General features: G+C 62.5%; 16 protein-coding genes. 10 read left to right on the top strand and 6 right to left on the bottom strand.

What is annotated here, in order from left to right; all coding sequences use genetic code 11:
* Nucleotides 1-5 precede the first annotated feature (5 nt).
* The 7 genes from RCH09_RS04760 (at nucleotide 6) to RCH09_RS04730 (ending at nucleotide 6,511) form a co-directional block, all read left to right on the top strand.
* Nucleotides 6-413, top strand: a complete 408-nt coding sequence (locus tag RCH09_RS04760; protein ID WP_326939904.1) for a PTS sugar transporter subunit IIA — start codon at nucleotides 6-8, stop codon at nucleotides 411-413.
* Nucleotides 414-431: 18 nt separating this feature from the next.
* Nucleotides 432-701, top strand: a complete 270-nt coding sequence (locus RCH09_RS04755) for an HPr family phosphocarrier protein (protein WP_326939903.1) — start codon at nucleotides 432-434, stop codon at nucleotides 699-701.
* Between the two features lie 24 nt (nucleotides 702-725).
* Nucleotides 726-2,477, top strand: coding sequence for a phosphoenolpyruvate--protein phosphotransferase (gene ptsP / locus RCH09_RS04750; RefSeq protein ID WP_326939902.1), 1,752 nt, complete (start codon nucleotides 726-728; stop codon nucleotides 2,475-2,477).
* 239 nt (nucleotides 2,478-2,716) lie between these two features.
* Nucleotides 2,717-3,133 (top strand): YidB family protein, encoded by a 417-nt coding sequence (locus RCH09_RS04745; RefSeq protein ID WP_326939901.1) that lies wholly within the window; start codon nucleotides 2,717-2,719, stop codon nucleotides 3,131-3,133.
* Between the two features lie 365 nt (nucleotides 3,134-3,498).
* Nucleotides 3,499-4,647, top strand: coding sequence for a homoserine O-succinyltransferase MetX (gene metX / locus RCH09_RS04740; RefSeq protein ID WP_326939900.1), 1,149 nt, complete (start codon nucleotides 3,499-3,501; stop codon nucleotides 4,645-4,647).
* A complete protein-coding gene (metW, locus tag RCH09_RS04735) occupies nucleotides 4,644-5,273 on the top strand; it encodes a methionine biosynthesis protein MetW (RefSeq protein WP_326939899.1) in 630 nt (209 codons plus the stop codon). The genes metX and metW overlap by 4 nt, the downstream gene beginning before the upstream one ends.
* A complete protein-coding gene (locus tag RCH09_RS04730) occupies nucleotides 5,270-6,511 on the top strand; it encodes an AmpG family muropeptide MFS transporter (RefSeq protein ID WP_326939898.1) in 1,242 nt (413 codons plus the stop codon). Before metW ends, RCH09_RS04730 begins: the two co-directional genes overlap by 4 nt.
* Here the strand turns inward: RCH09_RS04730 and RCH09_RS04725 are convergent.
* Both RCH09_RS04725 and RCH09_RS04720 read right to left on the bottom strand, forming a co-directional pair.
* Nucleotides 6,453-8,126 carry a GMC family oxidoreductase gene (locus RCH09_RS04725; protein ID WP_326939897.1) on the bottom strand — a complete coding sequence of 558 codons (1,674 nt, stop codon included), beginning with the start codon at nucleotides 8,124-8,126 and terminating at the stop codon, nucleotides 6,453-6,455. The genes RCH09_RS04730 and RCH09_RS04725 overlap by 59 nt on opposite strands.
* Nucleotides 8,123-9,316, bottom strand: coding sequence for an alkane 1-monooxygenase (locus tag RCH09_RS04720; protein ID WP_326939896.1), 1,194 nt, complete (start codon nucleotides 9,314-9,316; stop codon nucleotides 8,123-8,125). Before RCH09_RS04720 ends, RCH09_RS04725 begins: the two co-directional genes overlap by 4 nt.
* Nucleotides 9,317-9,495: 179 nt before the next feature.
* Here RCH09_RS04720 and RCH09_RS04715 point away from each other — a divergent pair, with 179 nt between their 5' ends.
* Complete coding sequence (locus RCH09_RS04715) at nucleotides 9,496-10,533, top strand: AraC family transcriptional regulator (protein ID WP_326939895.1); 1,038 nt, start codon at nucleotides 9,496-9,498, stop codon at nucleotides 10,531-10,533.
* A 24-nt stretch (nucleotides 10,534-10,557) separates the two neighbouring features.
* On the opposite strand, the gene RCH09_RS04710 is transcribed toward RCH09_RS04715, so the two are convergent.
* On the bottom strand, nucleotides 10,558-11,328 hold the full coding sequence (locus RCH09_RS04710) for an exodeoxyribonuclease III (RefSeq protein ID WP_326939894.1): 771 nt from the start codon (nucleotides 11,326-11,328) through the stop codon (nucleotides 10,558-10,560).
* Nucleotides 11,329-11,496: 168 nt separating this feature from the next.
* On the opposite strand from RCH09_RS04710, the gene pyrE reads away from it, so the two are divergent.
* Together pyrE and RCH09_RS04700 are read left to right on the top strand one after the other, a co-directional pair.
* The gene (gene pyrE, locus RCH09_RS04705; RefSeq protein WP_326939893.1) at nucleotides 11,497-12,162 is read left to right on the top strand and encodes an orotate phosphoribosyltransferase; all 666 of its coding nucleotides are present in this window, start codon (nucleotides 11,497-11,499) and stop codon (nucleotides 12,160-12,162) included.
* 10 nt (nucleotides 12,163-12,172) lie between these two features.
* The gene (locus RCH09_RS04700) at nucleotides 12,173-12,784 is read left to right on the top strand and encodes a DUF4124 domain-containing protein (RefSeq protein ID WP_326939892.1); all 612 of its coding nucleotides are present in this window, start codon (nucleotides 12,173-12,175) and stop codon (nucleotides 12,782-12,784) included.
* On the opposite strand, the gene gatB is transcribed toward RCH09_RS04700, so the two are convergent.
* Genes gatB through gatA form a run of 3 tightly spaced genes read right to left on the bottom strand, consistent with a single transcriptional unit; the run spans nucleotide 12,781 to nucleotide 16,223 of the window.
* Nucleotides 12,781-14,241: an Asp-tRNA(Asn)/Glu-tRNA(Gln) amidotransferase subunit GatB gene (gatB, locus tag RCH09_RS04695; protein ID WP_326939891.1), complete on the bottom strand. Its 1,461-nt coding sequence runs from the start codon at nucleotides 14,239-14,241 to the stop codon at nucleotides 12,781-12,783. The two genes, RCH09_RS04700 and gatB, sit on opposite strands and share 4 nt — an antisense overlap.
* Nucleotides 14,242-14,256: 15 nt before the next feature.
* Nucleotides 14,257-14,754 (bottom strand): hypothetical protein, encoded by a 498-nt coding sequence (locus tag RCH09_RS04690; protein WP_326939890.1) that lies wholly within the window; start codon nucleotides 14,752-14,754, stop codon nucleotides 14,257-14,259.
* An 11-nt stretch (nucleotides 14,755-14,765) separates the two neighbouring features.
* Nucleotides 14,766-16,223, bottom strand: a complete 1,458-nt coding sequence (gene gatA, locus RCH09_RS04685; protein WP_326939889.1) for an Asp-tRNA(Asn)/Glu-tRNA(Gln) amidotransferase subunit GatA — start codon at nucleotides 16,221-16,223, stop codon at nucleotides 14,766-14,768.
* Between the last annotated feature and the right edge of the window lie 5 nt (nucleotides 16,224-16,228).

Below are 16,228 nucleotides of genomic sequence, written 5' to 3'. Positions count from 1 at the left end.
ACCCTATGGTTGGCATTCTTCTCTTGACTCATGCGCCGCTTGGTCAGGCGTTCATTGAAGCTGCGTCGCACGTGTTTCGCGGGCGACCCGAGCGGCTTGAAGCCGTCGACGTCTGCGCCGACCAGGACACCGCTGAAGTCAAGCGCGTCGCCAAGGTCGTCATCGAACGTCTTGATGCCGGCGATGGCGTGCTGGTCATGACCGATGTGATGGGCGGTACGCCGTCGAATTGCACCTTGCCCCTGCACGATCCGGGGCGCGTCGAAGTCATCGCCGGCATCAGCCTGCCGATGTTGCTGCGCGCGCTGACGTATCGCAACGACACGCTCGACGTGGTTGTCGAGATGGCGTTGGCGGGGGGCCAAAGTGGCGTGGTACGCGTTGACAACCGGGTCCGGCTGTCGCCAAATTAATTTTTTTAAGACTGACTCATGATCCAGCAAGAACTCGAAATCATCAACAAGCTGGGGCTGCATGCGCGGGCGTCGGCCAAGCTGACCCAGCTGGCAGCGAAGTTTCAAAGTGAAGTCTGGATGACCCGCAACAAGCGCCGCGTCAACGCCAAATCGATCATGGGCGTGATGATGCTGGCCGCCGGCAAGGGCGCGAAAGTCCTGCTGGAAGCCGACGGCCCGGATGAGCAGGCATGCTTTACCGCGTTACAGGCACTGATCGACGACAAGTTCGGCGAAGGCGAATAACCCTTTTACTGAAGACGACAACCGATGGCCTCTTTTACGCTCCATGGCATTTCCGTCTCGCGCGGTATCGCGATCGGACGCGCGCATCTGCTCGCGCCGGCGGCCCTCGACGTCAAGCACTACCTGATCGCCGAAGACCAGATGGAAGCCGAAGTCGAGCGTCTGCGCAGCGCCATCCAGACCGTGCACAAGGAACTGCAAACCATCTGGAGCGAGCTGCCCAAGGATTCGCCGGCCGAACTGGGCGCCTTCATCGACGTGCATGTGCTGATCCTGTCGGACCCGATGATTTCCGAAGTTCCGCTCAACATCATCCGCACCCGTTACTACAACGCCGAGTGGGCGCTGGTGACCCAGATCGACGAATTGTCGGCGCAGTTCGATGAAGTCGAAGACGCCTATCTGCGCGAGCGCAAGGCCGACATCCAGCAGGTCGGCGAGCGGGTGCTCAAGGTATTGACCGGCACCGCCACCACCCTGCCCGCACTCAAGAACGACGAAGAGAAGACGCCGCGCATGATCGTGGTGGCGCATGACATTTCGCCGGCCGACATGCTGCAGTTTCGCGACCGTGCATTCGCCGGATTCGTCACTGACGTGGGTGGTCAGAATTCGCACACCGCCATCGTCGCGCGCAGCCTGGATATTCCAGCCGCGGTCGGCATGTCGAACGCATCGGCACTGATTGCGCAGGATGACTGGGTGATCATCGACGGCGACGCCGGCGTCGTGATTGTCGACCCGAGCCCGCAGGTGCTGGAACAGTATCGCGAACGCCAGATCGCACTCACACGCGAGCGCAAGAAACTTGGCAAGCTGAAGAAGACCCCCGCCGTCACCATCGACGGCACCCCGATCCACCTGATGGCCAATATCGAGCTGCCCGAGGACTGCGCCGCCGCACTCGACGCGGGCGCCAGCGGTGTCGGCTTGTTCCGCTCCGAATTCCTGTTCATGGGCCGCACCGGCTATCACAACAAACTGCCGACCGAGGATGAGCAGTTCGAATCCTATCGCAAGGCCGTGGTTGCCATGAAAGGCCGGCCGGTGACCATTCGCACGCTTGACATCGGCGCCGACAAACCGCTCGACATCGCCGAACAGACGGCGCTCAATCCCGCGCTGGGATTGCGCGCAATTCGCTACTGCCTGGCCGAACCGCAAATGTTCCTGATGCAGCTGCGCGCGATCCTGCGCGCCTCGGCATTCGGTCCGATCCGCTTGCTGGTGCCGATGCTGTCGCACGCGTTTGAAATCGACCAGACCTTGCAGATGATCGCCCAGGCCAAGAAACAGCTGCGCGACGCTAACAAGAAGTTCGACGATGCGATCCAGATCGGCGCGATGATCGAAATCCCGGCGGCGGCATTGACGCTGCCACTGTTCATCAAGCGCATGGACTTTCTGTCGATCGGCACCAACGATCTGATCCAGTACACGCTGGCGATCGACCGCGTTGACCACGAGGTTGCCCATCTGTACAACCCGCTGCATCCGGCGATCCTGTACTTGTTGTCCAGCACGATTGCGATCGGCGCGCGCTACGGCGTGCCGGTGGCAGTGTGCGGCGAAATGGCCGGCGACACGCGCCTGACGCGGCTGCTGCTGGGCATGGGGTTGCGCGAGTTCTCGATGCATCCGTCGCAGCTGCTGGCGGTCAAGCAGGAAATCCTCAACAGCGATCTGCGCCTGCTGACGCCGCAAACCAGGAAGATACTGCGCGCGATCGAGCCGAAGGCGATTGCCGATGGCGTCGAGCGGCTGGCGACGCTGTAATCCACCGATGGCTGCGCGCCGGATCAACCGGGGCGAAAATTGGCGCTCGTCATCGCCACGGAGTGCTATCCTTTTTCGGGATGCTTACCCCGATTCACGCCGACGCCGCGCCTGGCGCCTGGCAACTGCGGGAGCATTCCAGCTGGCTGGGCGCTACAGTGACCCTGCATCGTCCATCCTCTTTGTTTGCGCCAGGAACCGAACGGATTCAGCCCGGCGCCCTTCACCAGGAGATGACCATGGGACTTCTCGATCAATTGGCAGGACAGGTAATGGGAACGCTGGGTGCGCAAAAGCAGGACCCGGTGTCACAGAGTGACTTGTTTGGCAGCGCGATGGGGCTGATCAACAGCGCCGGCGGGGTACCCGCACTGCTGCAAAAACTCAGGGACAGCGGCCTCGGGGACCAGGTGGCATCCTGGATCGGGCACGGTGAAAACCAGCCGATTTCCGGCGATCAAATCAAGGCAGCGCTGGGTGAAGAAGCCATTGCCAGGGCGGCCAACGACGCCGGCATTGCACCGGAACACGCCACCACCGGACTGGCCCAGCTGCTGCCGCAAATTATTGACCAGCTTACGCCGCATGGTCAGGTGCCGGAAGGCGACCTGATGCAACAGGGGCTCGGGATGCTCAAGGCGAAACTGTTCGGCTGACAGCACCGGCATCCAGACCGGCAAGGAATGCAACCTGCGTTTGACGCCAACCGGCCAGATGGTTATTCTTTGTGCGCGGCGCCGATTTGAGATCAGCTTGCGGGCGCGTAATAAATACGGCTAAAGCGAGCTTGTTCGCAAGCCCCGATTTCGAACGTCTAACAAGACGTGTCTGGCAAGGCGCCGCGCCGCAGACAGTACACCTGTACGACAAGGCGCGGCAACGCAGCAAGGCGCGTTTTGTTAGGCGTTCTTAGCCCGACCCGCAGTCGGGCTTTTTTATTGCACGCCGCCCCGCTCCGCCCACGCACCGTGAACCAAGGAAAACTGCGACCACGCCCATTGCTGGCTGCACCCGAATCAACATGACATCACTCGGCATCGTTACACCCCAGACCATGCACTTTTCGACTCCGTTGCCGCTGCAAAGCGGGGCGCTGCTGGCCGATTATTCGCTGGTGTATGAAACCTACGGCACGCTCAATGCGACGCGCTCGAACGCGGTGCTGGTGTGCCACGCGCTCAACGCCTCCCATCATGTGGCCGGCATGTACGCGGACGCAGACGGCAATCCGGGCGACCCGGGCTGGTGGGACAACATGGTCGGCCCCGGCAAGCCGCTCGATACCGATCACTTCTTCGTTATCGGCGTCAATAATCCCGGTTCCTGTTTTGGCTCGACCGGGCCAATGCATCCCGATCCCGCCACCGGCAAACCCTATGGCGCGCGCTTTCCCGTGATTACCGTGGAGGACTGGGTGCAGGCGCAAGCGCGCCTGGCCGACGCCCTTGGCATCGCCCGGTTTGCCGCTGTCATGGGCGGATCGCTCGGCGGCATGCAGGCGCTGGCGTGGGCGCTACTGTTTCCGGCGCGCTTGCGGCATTGTGTCGTGGTGGCGTCGACGCCCAGGCTGTCGGCGCAAAACATCGCCTTCAACGATGTCGCCCGGCAGGCCATCCTGACCGACCCGGATTATCACGGCGGCGACTTCTACGCGCATGGCGTGGTGCCGAAAAATGGCTTGCGGGTGGCGCGCATGGTCGGCCACATCACCTATCTGTCGGACGACGACATGGCCGAGAAATTCGGTCGCGACCTGCGTTCGGCCGACTACCAGTTCGACTTCGGCGTCGACTTCGAGATTGAATCGTATCTGCGCTATCAGGGCGACAAGTTCGCGCGCTACTTTGATGCCAACACCTATCTGCTGATTACCAAGGCGCTCGATTATTTTGATCCGGCGCGCGCGTTTGACGGCGATCTCACGCGCGCCTTCGCCGGCGTTCAAGCCGAGTTCCTGCTGGTGTCGTTCAAGACCGACTGGCGCTTCGCGCCCGAGCGTAGCCGCGAGATGGTGCAGGCGCTGGTGAATAACCGACGCCGCGTCAGCTACGCCGAGATCGACGCCCCGCATGGACACGATGCGTTCCTGCAGGACGATCCGCGCTACATGAATGCCGTGCGTGCGTATTATCAGAAAATCCAGGCAGCACTTGAGGCAGAGCACGCATGAATTTCAACGAACTGAAACAACTGCGCGCCGACCTCGCGTTTATCGCGCATTGGGTGCGGCCGGACACGCAGGTGCTCGATCTGGGTTGCGGCGATGGCGTGATGCTCGACTACCTGCAAACCGACAAGCAATGCCACGGCTACGGCATTGAAATCGACGACGCCAAGATCCCGGCCTGCATTGAGCGCGGCGTGTCGGTGATCCAGCAGGACATGGAAACCGGTCTGGCCATGTTCTCCGACAACGCCTTCGATACCGTGCTGTGTTTGTCGGCGCTGCAAATGATGACGCACGTCGAACCGGTGTTGCGCGATATCGCCCGGGTCGGGCGCGAGGCGATCGTGTCGTTTCCGAATTTCGCCTACTGGCCACACCGGCTGGCGCTGATGAAAGGCCGCATGCCGGTCTCGAAAACCCTGCCGTACGAATGGTATGACACCCCCAACCTGCGTTGCGCAACGATCAAGGATTTCGAACAGCTGGCCAATCAGGTCGGACTGGACGTGCTCGAGTGCGTGGCCCTGCATGACGGTCAACCGGTCAGCGTGCTGCCGAACTGGCGCGGCAGCCTGGCGGTATTCCGGCTGAAGAAAAATTCCCGCGCCGACGCCAGGCGCAATCCATGACCGCGCCGGCCGTGCACTGGCGCGACTGCGTCAACCGCCGCATGCTGGCGGTGCTGGTGTTCGGATTCAGCTCCGGACTGCCACTGTTCATCCTGCTGTATCTGCTGCAGGCGTGGCTGGCGAAGTCGGGCTTGAACGTGAAGGCGCTCGGCTTGTTCGCGCTGGTGATGTTCCCCTATACCTGGAAGTTTCTCTGGTCGCCGTTGATGGACCGGTTTCACTTCGGCACACTGGGACGTCGGCGCGGCTGGATGGCAATCACCCAGACAGCACTGTTCGTGGCGATCGGCGCCATGGGCATGCTCGATCCCCTGACGCAGATTTCCTGGATCGCCGTCATGGCCAGCGTGGTGGCATTCCTGTCGGCCAGCCAGGACATCGTGGTCGATGCCTATCGGCGCGAAATCCTGCCCGACAATCAACAGGGCCTGGGCGCAGCCGTCTACGTCAACGCCTACAAAGTGGCCGGCATGGTGCCCGGCGCGCTGGCCCTGATCCTGGCCGACCGGATGCCGTGGCAACCGGTGTTCTGGATTACCGCATCGTTCATGTTGCCGGGGCTGATCTGCACGCTGCTGGTCAAGGAACCCGAGCTGTACGGCGCCCCGCCGAAAAATATCGCGCAAGCCGTGGTGCTGCCGTTTCGCGAGTTCATCGCGCGCGATGGCTGGCGCAATGCGCTGTGGATTCTGGCCTTCATTTTTCTGTACAAGCTGGGTGACAGCATGGCCACGGCGTTGTCGACCAAGTTCTATCTCGACGTCGGCTTCTCGATGACGCAGATTGGCGTCATCGCCAAGACCACCGGGCTGTGGGCCAGTCTGGCGGGCGGGATCGTCGGCGGCATCTGGATGCTGAAGATCGGCATCAATCGCGGCCTGTGGGTGTTCGGGGCAATCCAGGCCGTGGCCGTGCTGGGGTTTGCCTGGCTGGCGCATGTCGGTCCCGATCCGCTGGTGCTGGGCGCGGTGATTGCGTTCGAAGCCTTCGGCAGCCTCGGACTCGGCGCGGCGGCGTTCGTGGCGTACCTGTCGCGCGCCACCGATCCCCGCTATACGGCCACCCAGTACGCGCTGTTCTCCAGCCTGGCCGCGGTGCCGCGCACCTTCATCAACGCCTCGGCCGGCTACATCGTGGCCGAGACCGGCTGGTTTCTATTCTTCTTTGTCTGCTTCGCCCTCACGATACCGGGGATGCTGATGTTGCCGAAGATCGCACCGTGGTCGCAGGAGCAGTGAGCGCAGCAGCGAGGATCATGTCAGCCGCCTTCTCGGCAATCATGAATGTCGGTGCGTTGGTATTGCCGCCTATCAGGCGTGGCATGACCGAGGCATCGACCACGCGCAACTGCCGCAGGCCATGAACCCGTAATTGCGGATCGACCACGGCCAGCGCATCCACCCCCATCTTGCAGGTGCCAACCGGATGGTAAATCGTGTCGGAATGCGTGCGCACGTACTGTTCCAGCTCGGCCTCGGTGTGGACGTTCTCCGTGTACAGTTCCTTGGCGCGGTAGCGCGCCAGCGCCGGTGCATTGAGAATCTTGCGCATCGTCCGGGTGCCGGCCAGCAGCAGCTGCAGGTCGCGCTGGTCCGACAGGAATTGCGGATCGATGCCCGGTGCCGCCAGCGGATCGGTACTGTTGAGGAAGACCGTGCCACGCGAGGCCGGCCGCACCACGCAGACATGGCACGAAAAACCGTAGCCCAGATGCAGCTTGCGGGCATGGTCATCGACAATCGAAATACAAAAATGCAATTGCAGGTCCGGCCGCGACAGCTCGGGCGACGATTTGAAAAACGCTCCGCCCTCGGCGAATGGCGTGGCCATCATGCCGGTGCCATCGCGCCGCCATTGGCGGTAGGCGCCGATCTGGGTCATCAGCGCGCCCACGCCAATGCCGAACATGTCCGTGTCCTTCGAGCGGAACGACATCACGCAATCCAGATGATCCTGCAGGTTCTTCCCGACGCCCTCCAGCAGATGCACCGGCGCGATGCCGTGACGATCCAGCTCGGCGCGCGCGCCAACGCCGGACAGCATCAGCAATTGCGGCGAATTGAAGGCGCCGCCGCTGAGCACGACTTCACGACTTGCCCGCACCTGATGGATTTTGCCGTCCTGCTGGTATTCGATACCGATGGCCCGCGTGCCGTCGAACAGGATGCGGCGCGCCTGTGCCCGGGTCAGGACGGTCAGGTTGCGGCGCTCCATGACCGGATGCAGGTAGGCCGCCGCCGCCGAGCAGCGCTGGCCATTGCGCTCGCCCTGATGGAATTGCGTCACCTGATACAGGAACGCGCCCTCCTGGAACGGGCCGTTGTAGTCGGGGTTGGGCGCGATGCCGTTTTCGGCGCAGGCGTCCACGAAGGCCTGTGACACGGGACGCGGACTTTGCTGTTCCGCCACGTGCAACGGACCGCTGTCACCGCGCAATGCACTCGCGCCGCGCTGGTTGTTTTCCGACTTCTTGAAGTAGGGCAGTACCTCGGCGTAGGACCAGCCGTCACAGCCGAGGCTGGCCCACTCGTCGTAGTCGGCCGGATTGCCGCGTACGTACAGCATCGCATTGATCGCCGACGAACCACCGAGCGCCTTGCCGCGTGGCTGGTAGCCGGTGCGACCCGCCAGGCCGGGTTGCGGCACCGTGTCGTAGGCCCAGTTATTGATCTTCACCGGCTTGCCCGGCATCATCGCGACCACGCCGGCAGGCAGGCGGATCAGCAGGTCGCGACCGTCGCCGCCAGCCTCGAGCAGGCAGACGCGATAGCGCCCGTCGGCGCTCAGCCGGGCCGCCAGCACGCAGCCTGCGGTACCGCCGCCGACGATGACGAAATCGAAGTCGGCATTCATGGCTGCTCCTTCGCCACCGACGCTGTGCTGGCCTGGTCAACCAGTCCATGGCGCGCCATCAGCCGTTCGCGCTGGCCCGGAGCAAAGTTGATCCGGGCTGGATCGCGTCCGACCGCGTCGACCAGTCGCCGGTCCATCACGGCAAACCAGAGTGGCGGGAAATACGCGACCGTGAACATGCCGAAATAGCCGTTCGGCAGCTGTGGCGCGGCATCGAAATGACGCAGCGACTGGAAGCGCCGCAGCGGATGGGCATGGTGATCGGAATGGCGTTGCAGATGGAACGTGGCCCAGTTCGAAAAGACATGGTTGCTGTTCCACGAATGCTGCGGCTTGCAGGTCTCGACCCGGCCGTTCGACCTGACCTGGCGCAGCAAGCCGTAGTGCTCGATGTAGTTGGCCGAGGTCAGCTGGAAGTTCGACCACAGCGCGGCCGGCAACAGGAACAGCAGCACCTGCGGCCCGAGCCACAGGCACAGCGCGCCCCATAGTGCAAACGTGATCAGCGCCGGCTGCAGGATGGCATTGTGCAGCGACCAGAGCGGCAGGCCGTCGGCCTGCAGGCGCGCCTGTTCGAGTTGCCACGCACGGCGGAATGCACCCGGCATTTCGCGCAGCACGAAGCGCCAGATCGACTCACCCATGCGCGACGAGGCCGGATCATTGGGCGTGGCGACATCACGGTGGTGGCCACGATTGTGCTCGACCGTGAAATGGCCGTAAAACGTCGGCGCCAGAATCAGCCGCGCCAGCCACTGTTCCAGCGGCGCACGCTTGTGGCCGATCTCGTGACCGAGGTTGATGCAGAAACCGCCGACGCCGCCGGTCGCCAGGATCAGCCCCAGTTGCGCCTGCCACGACAGCACCACGCTCTGGCTGAACCAGGCCGCGTAAATGAAGGCGCCCCACAGCAGCGGCACCAGCGCGAACGTGATGCGTCGGTAATAGGGGTCGGCATCGAGCGCCGGCACTGCCGATTCCGGCGGGTTGCTGGTGTCGGTCCCCATCGCCAGGTCGATTAGCGGGGCGATGCAATACGTAAAGATGACCGGCAGCCAGAGCATCAGCGTCACCGGATGCCATTGCCACAGCAGCGGACCGGTGGCGATCGACATCGGGATGAGCAGCGAGAGTATCCAGGCAAAGCGTTTGTGGTCGACATACGGCACCACGGGGGCGGAAGTTGACATGCGGTTGGTCTCCATTATTGTTGGAATTCGCGGTAATCTGGGCTACCGATCCAGTTCAGTGTGCGACGTTTCCGATGCGTGCGCCACCGACGCCGATGCCACGCAATCGTCTTAATGCGACACGTGCCGGCGGCGTTCGAAGGCTGGCCGAACAACCGCGGGTTTTTTTCACTGACACGATGACTGCAGACACTGCCTTGAACCGGTCGAGCACACTGACGCCGCCGATCTATGCGCGACAATTGCGCATGCTGCTACAACAAGGCGCAATCGATGGCGACCATGTGCTGGCTGCCGCGCAACTCGATTGGGCTACCCTGCTCACGGATGACAGTCGTTTGCCACAGGAGACAGTGACCCGGCTCGTGACGTCAGCGATCAGCGCCACCGGCAAGCCCTGGCTGGGTCTGGATCTGGCCGCCAGCCTGCCGGTGACGGCACACGGAGCGCTGGGCATCGCCGCGGTCACGGCGCGCGACATCGGCAGTTTGCTGGAAGTGCTGGCGCGCTACGGCAGCTTGCGCAACGAGTCGTTTGCATGGGAATGGCGCGTCACGCCGCAAGGCGCGGTGCTGCAGGCCACCGAGCAAGCGGACTGGGGCGATGCGCGTGGCTTCGTGCTCGACCTGATGGCCGGTGCGGTGCTGCACCTGATCGCCGCGGCGACCGGCCAGTTGCCGGCCGGCTTGCGCGTCGAGATGCCGATGGCACTACCGCCTTGGGTCGCGCAATACGACCGCTATGTGCCGGTGCAGATCGGCTTCGGTCAGCCGGCGCTGGCGTTTCATATCGACCGGGAGGCCTGTGGTCTGCCCTGCCTGGGAGCGGACCGCCACGCACACGCGAAGGCCTGCAGCGAGTGTGATGACACACTCGCCGAGCGGCCTGATGGCAGCATCGCACAGCGCGTCGCAGCAATGCTGACGGCGGCGCCGGCAGGACGCTATCCGCAACTGGTGGAGGTGGCCGCTGCGGTCAGCCTGACCCCGCGCACGCTGATGCGCCGCCTGCGTGCCGACGGTGTCACGTTCCAGCAATTGCTGGATGCGGCGCGCCAGGCGCGCACGCTATGGCTGCTGCAACACACGCGCTGCAGCGTCGAAGACATCGCCGCCCAGCTCGGCTATGCCGACACGTCCAATTTCAGCAGGACGGTGCGGCGCTGGTTCGGCGCGACACCGCTCGGGCTGCGCGAGCGCAACAGCCGCGACAGCTGAGGCCGGTTCCAGCGCCGTTTGCGCTTATGCGTCGTATTCGATCGTCAGCGGCGCATGGTCCGAAAACCGCTCGGCCTTGTAGATCTCGACCGCCCTGGCCTTGGCGGCGAGGCCTGGCGTAGCAATCTGATAATCGATACGCCACCCGACATTGTTGGCCCAGGCCTGGCCGCGATTGCTCCACCAGGTGTATTGCTCAGGCCGGCTATCGACCTGGCGGAACACATCAACCAGCCCGAGTTCATCGAAAATCCGTGACAGCCAGGCGCGCTCTTCGGGCAGGAAGCCGGAATTCTTCAGGTTGCCCTTCCAGTTCTTCAAATCGATTTCCTTGTGCGCGATGTTCCAGTCGCCGCAAATGACCACTTCACGACCGCGCGACTTGAGCACCGCCAGATGCGGCAGGAACACCTCCATGAAGCGGAATTTCGCCAGTTGCCGCTCGTCGCTCGACGAGCCCGACGGGCAATACACCGAGATCACGCTGAGGTTGTCATAGTCGCATTGCACATAGCGGCCTTCGGCATCAAACTCAGGATTGCCGAAGCCGGTCACGACCGCATCCGGTTTGCGCTTGCTGTAGATACCGGTGCCGGAATAGCCCTTTTTCTCGGCGTAGTGAAAGTAGCCGTGATACCCGTCCGGGGCCAGCATCTCCGCAGACATGTCGGGCTCTTGCGCCTTGAGTTCCTGGACGCAGACAAAATCGGCATCCTGTTTCGCCATCCACAGGAAGAATCCTTTTTTGGTGGCGGAACGGATTCCGTTCAAATTGGCGGCAATAATCTTTGGCATCGCTGGACTCCGGGAAAATGGTGGCCCAAGGATACCCGAACCGATTCGAACGGGACGGGCATGCGCTTTGCATTACTTGTTTGGAACTTTTGGATATCGCTTTAAAATGCCCAGTGTTATCACTTGATTGACCGAAATTTGTCAGTCACCCACGTCACGAGAGACCGCTTGGACAATTTACGTCACCAATTCATCGAATTTGCCGTTGCCAGTGGCGTATTGCGCTTCGGCGAGTTCGTCACCAAGGCGGGGCGCACTTCGCCTTATTTCTTCAATGCCGGCGCCTTCAACGATGGCGCCACGCTCGGCACGCTGGCGCATTTCTATGCGCAATCGCTGCTGGATGCGGGCATCGAATTCGACATGCTGTTCGGGCCGGCCTACAAGGGCATCACGCTGGCATCGGCCACCGCCGTGGCACTGGCGGGCAAGGGACGCAACGTACCGTTCGCTTTCAACCGCAAGGAAGCCAAGGACCACGGCGAAGGCGGCAGCATCGTCGGCGCCGCGCTCAAGGGCAAGGTCGTGATCATCGACGATGTGATTTCGGCAGGAACCTCGGTGCGGGAATCGGTCGAGCTGATTCGCGCCGCCGGCGCCACCCCGTGCGCGGTCCTGATCGCGCTCGACCGGATGGAGCGCTCAGGCAAGGACGACGCGCTCTCGGCTGGTTCGGCAGTGCAGGAAGTCAGCCAGGCGTATGGCATTCCGGTGATTTCGATCAGCAACCTCGATGACCTGCTGAGCTACCTGGCGCGCGCCGATGTCAGCGACAGCCTGGCGCCATTCCAACAACCGATCGCGGCCTACCGGCAGCGTTACGGCATCCGCTAACGGAGGCGCAATGGTCCGTGCGGCGATACTTGTGTCATGCCTGTGCCTGCCCTGTCTGGCGCAGGCGCAGATTTATGTCTGCAAGGACGCGTCCGGCCGCACCATTACGTCAGACCGCGTGATCCCCGAATGTGCCGCGCGTCCGATGCGCGAACTCGGCAACAACGGCTATACGCGGCGTGAAATCCCGGCGCCGCTGACGGCCGAACAGAAGCGCCAGATCGAACTCGACGCCGAACGTCAACATGCCGAAGAAATCGCTGCGACCGAAGCGCGACGGCGCGACCAGGCGATTCTGGAACGCTTTCGCAGCGAAGCCGAAATCCACGCTGCGCACAAGCGCGCGGTCATGGATGTGCAAGAAAAAATCCGTCTTGAGACGATCACGCTGGGCGTGGCCGAGAAGCAGTTGCGCGAATCCACCGCCGACGCCGAGAAGCACCGCAGCAAGGCTGGCCTGCCCGCCGCCTACGCGCGCCGGATCGAGGAAGCGCAAAATGCGGTCAACATTGAAAACAACCTTATCCAGCAGCGCCAGGCGGAGCAAATGAAGGTCGGACTGTGGTTCGATGAAACCCTCAAGCGCTATCGCGACCTGACCGGCACCAGCGCAGCGCGCTAACCGGCCAGCTTCTGCTTCAGCAGCTCGGTCAGCTGGGCCGGGTTGGCCTTGCCTTTCGATGCCTTCATGGCCTGGCCGATCAACGCATTGAAGGCCTTTTCCTTGCCAGCGCGGAATTCTTCGACGGACTTGGCGTTTGCCGCCAGCACCTCGTCAATGATCGCTTCCAGCGCCCCGCTGTCGGAAATCTGCTTGAGCCCCTTGGACTCGATGAGCTGGTCGGCCAGCAGCGGATCGGCTGACTGCGCCTCCCACATTGCAGCAAAAATTTCCTTGGCGATCTTGTTGGAAATCGTGTTGTCGCCGATGCGCTGCAGCAGCAACGCCAATTGCGCCGTGCTGACGGGCGCATGGTCCAGTTCGACGCCGGCGCGATTGACGGCCGATGCCACATCGCCCATCAGCCAGTTCGCAGCCAGCTTGGCGTGCTCCTTGCCGACCAGCGCGACCACCGCTTCAAAGTACAGCGCCATCGATTTCGACTGGGTCAGCACTGCGGCATCGTAGTCGGTCAGGCCGAAGTCACGCACGAAGCGTTCGCGCATCGCTCCTGGCAATTCCGGCATCGTCGCGCGCACGCGCTCGATCCACGCCGCGCTGATGACCAGCGGTGGCAGATCCGGGTCCGGGAAATAGCGGTAATCCTGCGCATCTTCCTTGCTGCGCATGGAACGGGTTTCCTTGCGGTCGGGATCGTACAGCCTGGTTTCCTGCACCACCCGGCCGCCGTCTTCGATCAGTTCGATCTGGCGTCGCACTTCGTAGTTGATCGCCTCTTCCAGAAACCGGAACGAGTTCAGGTTCTTGACTTCACAGCGGGTGCCATATTCTTTCTGGCCGACCGGACGCACCGAGACGTTGGCGTCGCAACGGAACGAGCCTTCCTGCATGTTGCCGTCGCAAATGCCCAGCCACATCACCAGCGCATGCAGCGCCTTGGCGTAGGCCACCGCCTCGGCGGCGCTGCGCATGTCCGGTTCGGTGACGATTTCCAGCAGCGGCGTGCCGGCCCGATTGAGGTCGATGCCGGTCATGCCCTGATAATCTTCATGCAGCGACTTGCCGGCGTCTTCTTCCAGATGGGCGCGCGTCAACTGCACGCTGCGCAGTTCCGGCTTGCCATCTTTTTCGAGCACGAAGACGACGTTCCCGCCCTGCACCACCGGAATTTCGTATTGGCTGATCTGATAGCCCTTGGGCAGATCGGGATAAAAATAATTTTTGCGCGCAAACACCGAATGCGGCGCAATCGTCGCGTTCACCGCCAGGCCAAACTGGATCGCGCGCTCGACCGCGCCACGGTTCATGACCGGCAAGACACCGGGCAGCGCCAGATCGACCGGCGAGGCCTGGGTGTTCGGTTCGGCGCCGAAACGAATGGCCGAGCCGCTGAAAATTTTTGACTGGGTGGTCAACTGCGTATGCGTTTCCAACCCGATGACGACTTCCCACTGCATGATGGATCCTGTCTGTTATTCGTAGCGGCAGATGCCGCTTTTTACATCAATCGAAATCGCTGAAAAATTCAGGCGCGAGCCGCACAGCGCCGGGCAGGCCGGACGCACCTTGACCGTATCGCCGGTACGCTCCAGCCCAATCGTGCAAGTCACGCCACGTTCAAAATTGTAGCCGCGCCGCTCGCGCGCGCCGCGTCCGTCGACCAGTCCGACCCGCCAGGCGGCATTGGGGTTGTTGCCCGCGACCTCGGCCTTGAGTTCATCTTCTTCGTCGATATTGCAGTCGTAGCCATGCGTGGCACGATACAGCGCCGACTCCCAGTGAAAGCCATTGACCTTGCTGCCATCCAGATGCATCTCGCCGGAATCGGCGTAGGTGACGCGTTCACCACCATCGTCGGCCACCTGGCTGCAGGCGAAGCGGGTGTCCAGTGTCTGGCTCTGTGCCGCCATGCCGGAACCGGCCAGCAACAACGCCGCCAGCATATGCACCATGCCCGAAGTCCGTGTCATGGCAAATCCTTTCATGCAAGGGGTTGCATCTGATGCCAGCCAGTGGCCAGTTGGTATTGATGGGCGATATTGAGCAGCTTCGCCTCTTCAAAATAATTGCCGATCAGTTGCAGGCCCACCGGACGGCGGCTGTTCTTCTCGCCCTGGCCGAATCCACACGGAATCGACATGCCCGGCAAGCCGGCCAGGCTGGTCGACAGCGTAAAGATATCGGCCAGATAGTTGGCGACCGGGTCGTCGACCTTTTCGCCAAGATCCCACGCCACGGTCGGCGATACCGGCCCCATGATCACGTCACATTGGGTAAAGGCCTGCTTGAAGTCCTCGGCAATCAGACGGCGGATTTTTTGCGCCTGCAGATAATACGCATCGTAATAGCCGTGCGACAGCACGTAGGCCCCGACCAGAATGCGCAATTTGACTTCCTCGCCAAAGCCCTCGGCGCGCGTACGCTTGTACATGTCGGACAGGTCGCCGTAGTGTTCGGCGCGATGGCCGTAGCGCACGCCGTCGAAGCGACTCAGGTTCGACGACGCCTCCGCCGGCGCGATCACGTAGTACACCGGAATCGAGAGGGCCGTCTTGGGCAGGGAGATATCGACCAGGGTGGCGCCGAGCTTTTCGTATTCAGCCAGGGCCGCACGCACGGCCTGCTCAACATCGGGCGCCAGGCCTTCGCCAAAGTATTCGCGCGGCACACCGATGCGCAAGCCGCGCACGTCGCGCTGCAGGTCGCGCGTGAAATCTTCATCGGCGCGCTCGAGGCTGGTGGAGTCGCGCGGATCGAAGCCGGCCATCGCATTGAGCAGCAGTGCGCAGTCTTCCGCAGTTTGCGCAATCGGTCCGGCCTGATCCAGTGACGAAGCGAAGGCGATCATGCCAAAGCGCGACACCCGGCCATAGGTCGGCTTGATGCCGGTCACGCCGCACAGCGAGGCCGGCTGGCGGATCGAGCCGCCGGTGTCGGTGGCGGTCGCGGCCGGACTCAGCCGGGCTGCAATCGCTGCCGCCGAGCCACCCGACGAGCCACCTGGAATCGCAAGCTTGTCCCATGGATTGCGCACCGGCCCGAAATGCGAGTTCTGGTTCGAGGACCCCATCGCGAATTCATCGCAATTGAGTTTACCCAGCGTGACCATGCCGGCGCTGTTGAAGCGCTCGACCACGGTGGCGTCAAACGGGCTGATGTAGTTTTCCAGCATTTTCGATCCGGCCGTGGCGCGCCAGTCGCGCGTGACGAAAATATCCTTGTGCGCAATCGGAATGCCGGTCAGTGCCGTGCTGTCGCCGCGCGCCAGGCGCGCATCGGCGGCAGCGGCTTGCGCCAGCGTCAAGCCGGCGTCGACATGCAGGAACGCATTGAGGTCGCTGGCGTCAATGCGCTGCAGAAAGTGACGCGCCAGTTCGGTCGCCGACACTTGTTTAGTTTGCAATAGTGCGGACAGTTGCTTGAGTGTTTTGGTGTGCATGAGAT

Origin of the sequence: Actimicrobium sp. GrIS 1.19 (assembly GCF_035984655.1) — a bacterium.
Lineage (GTDB): Bacteria > Pseudomonadota > Gammaproteobacteria > Burkholderiales > Burkholderiaceae_D > Actimicrobium.
The sequence above is the reverse complement of the archived record's forward strand: the minus strand, read 5'-3'. Positions and strand labels throughout refer to the sequence as shown.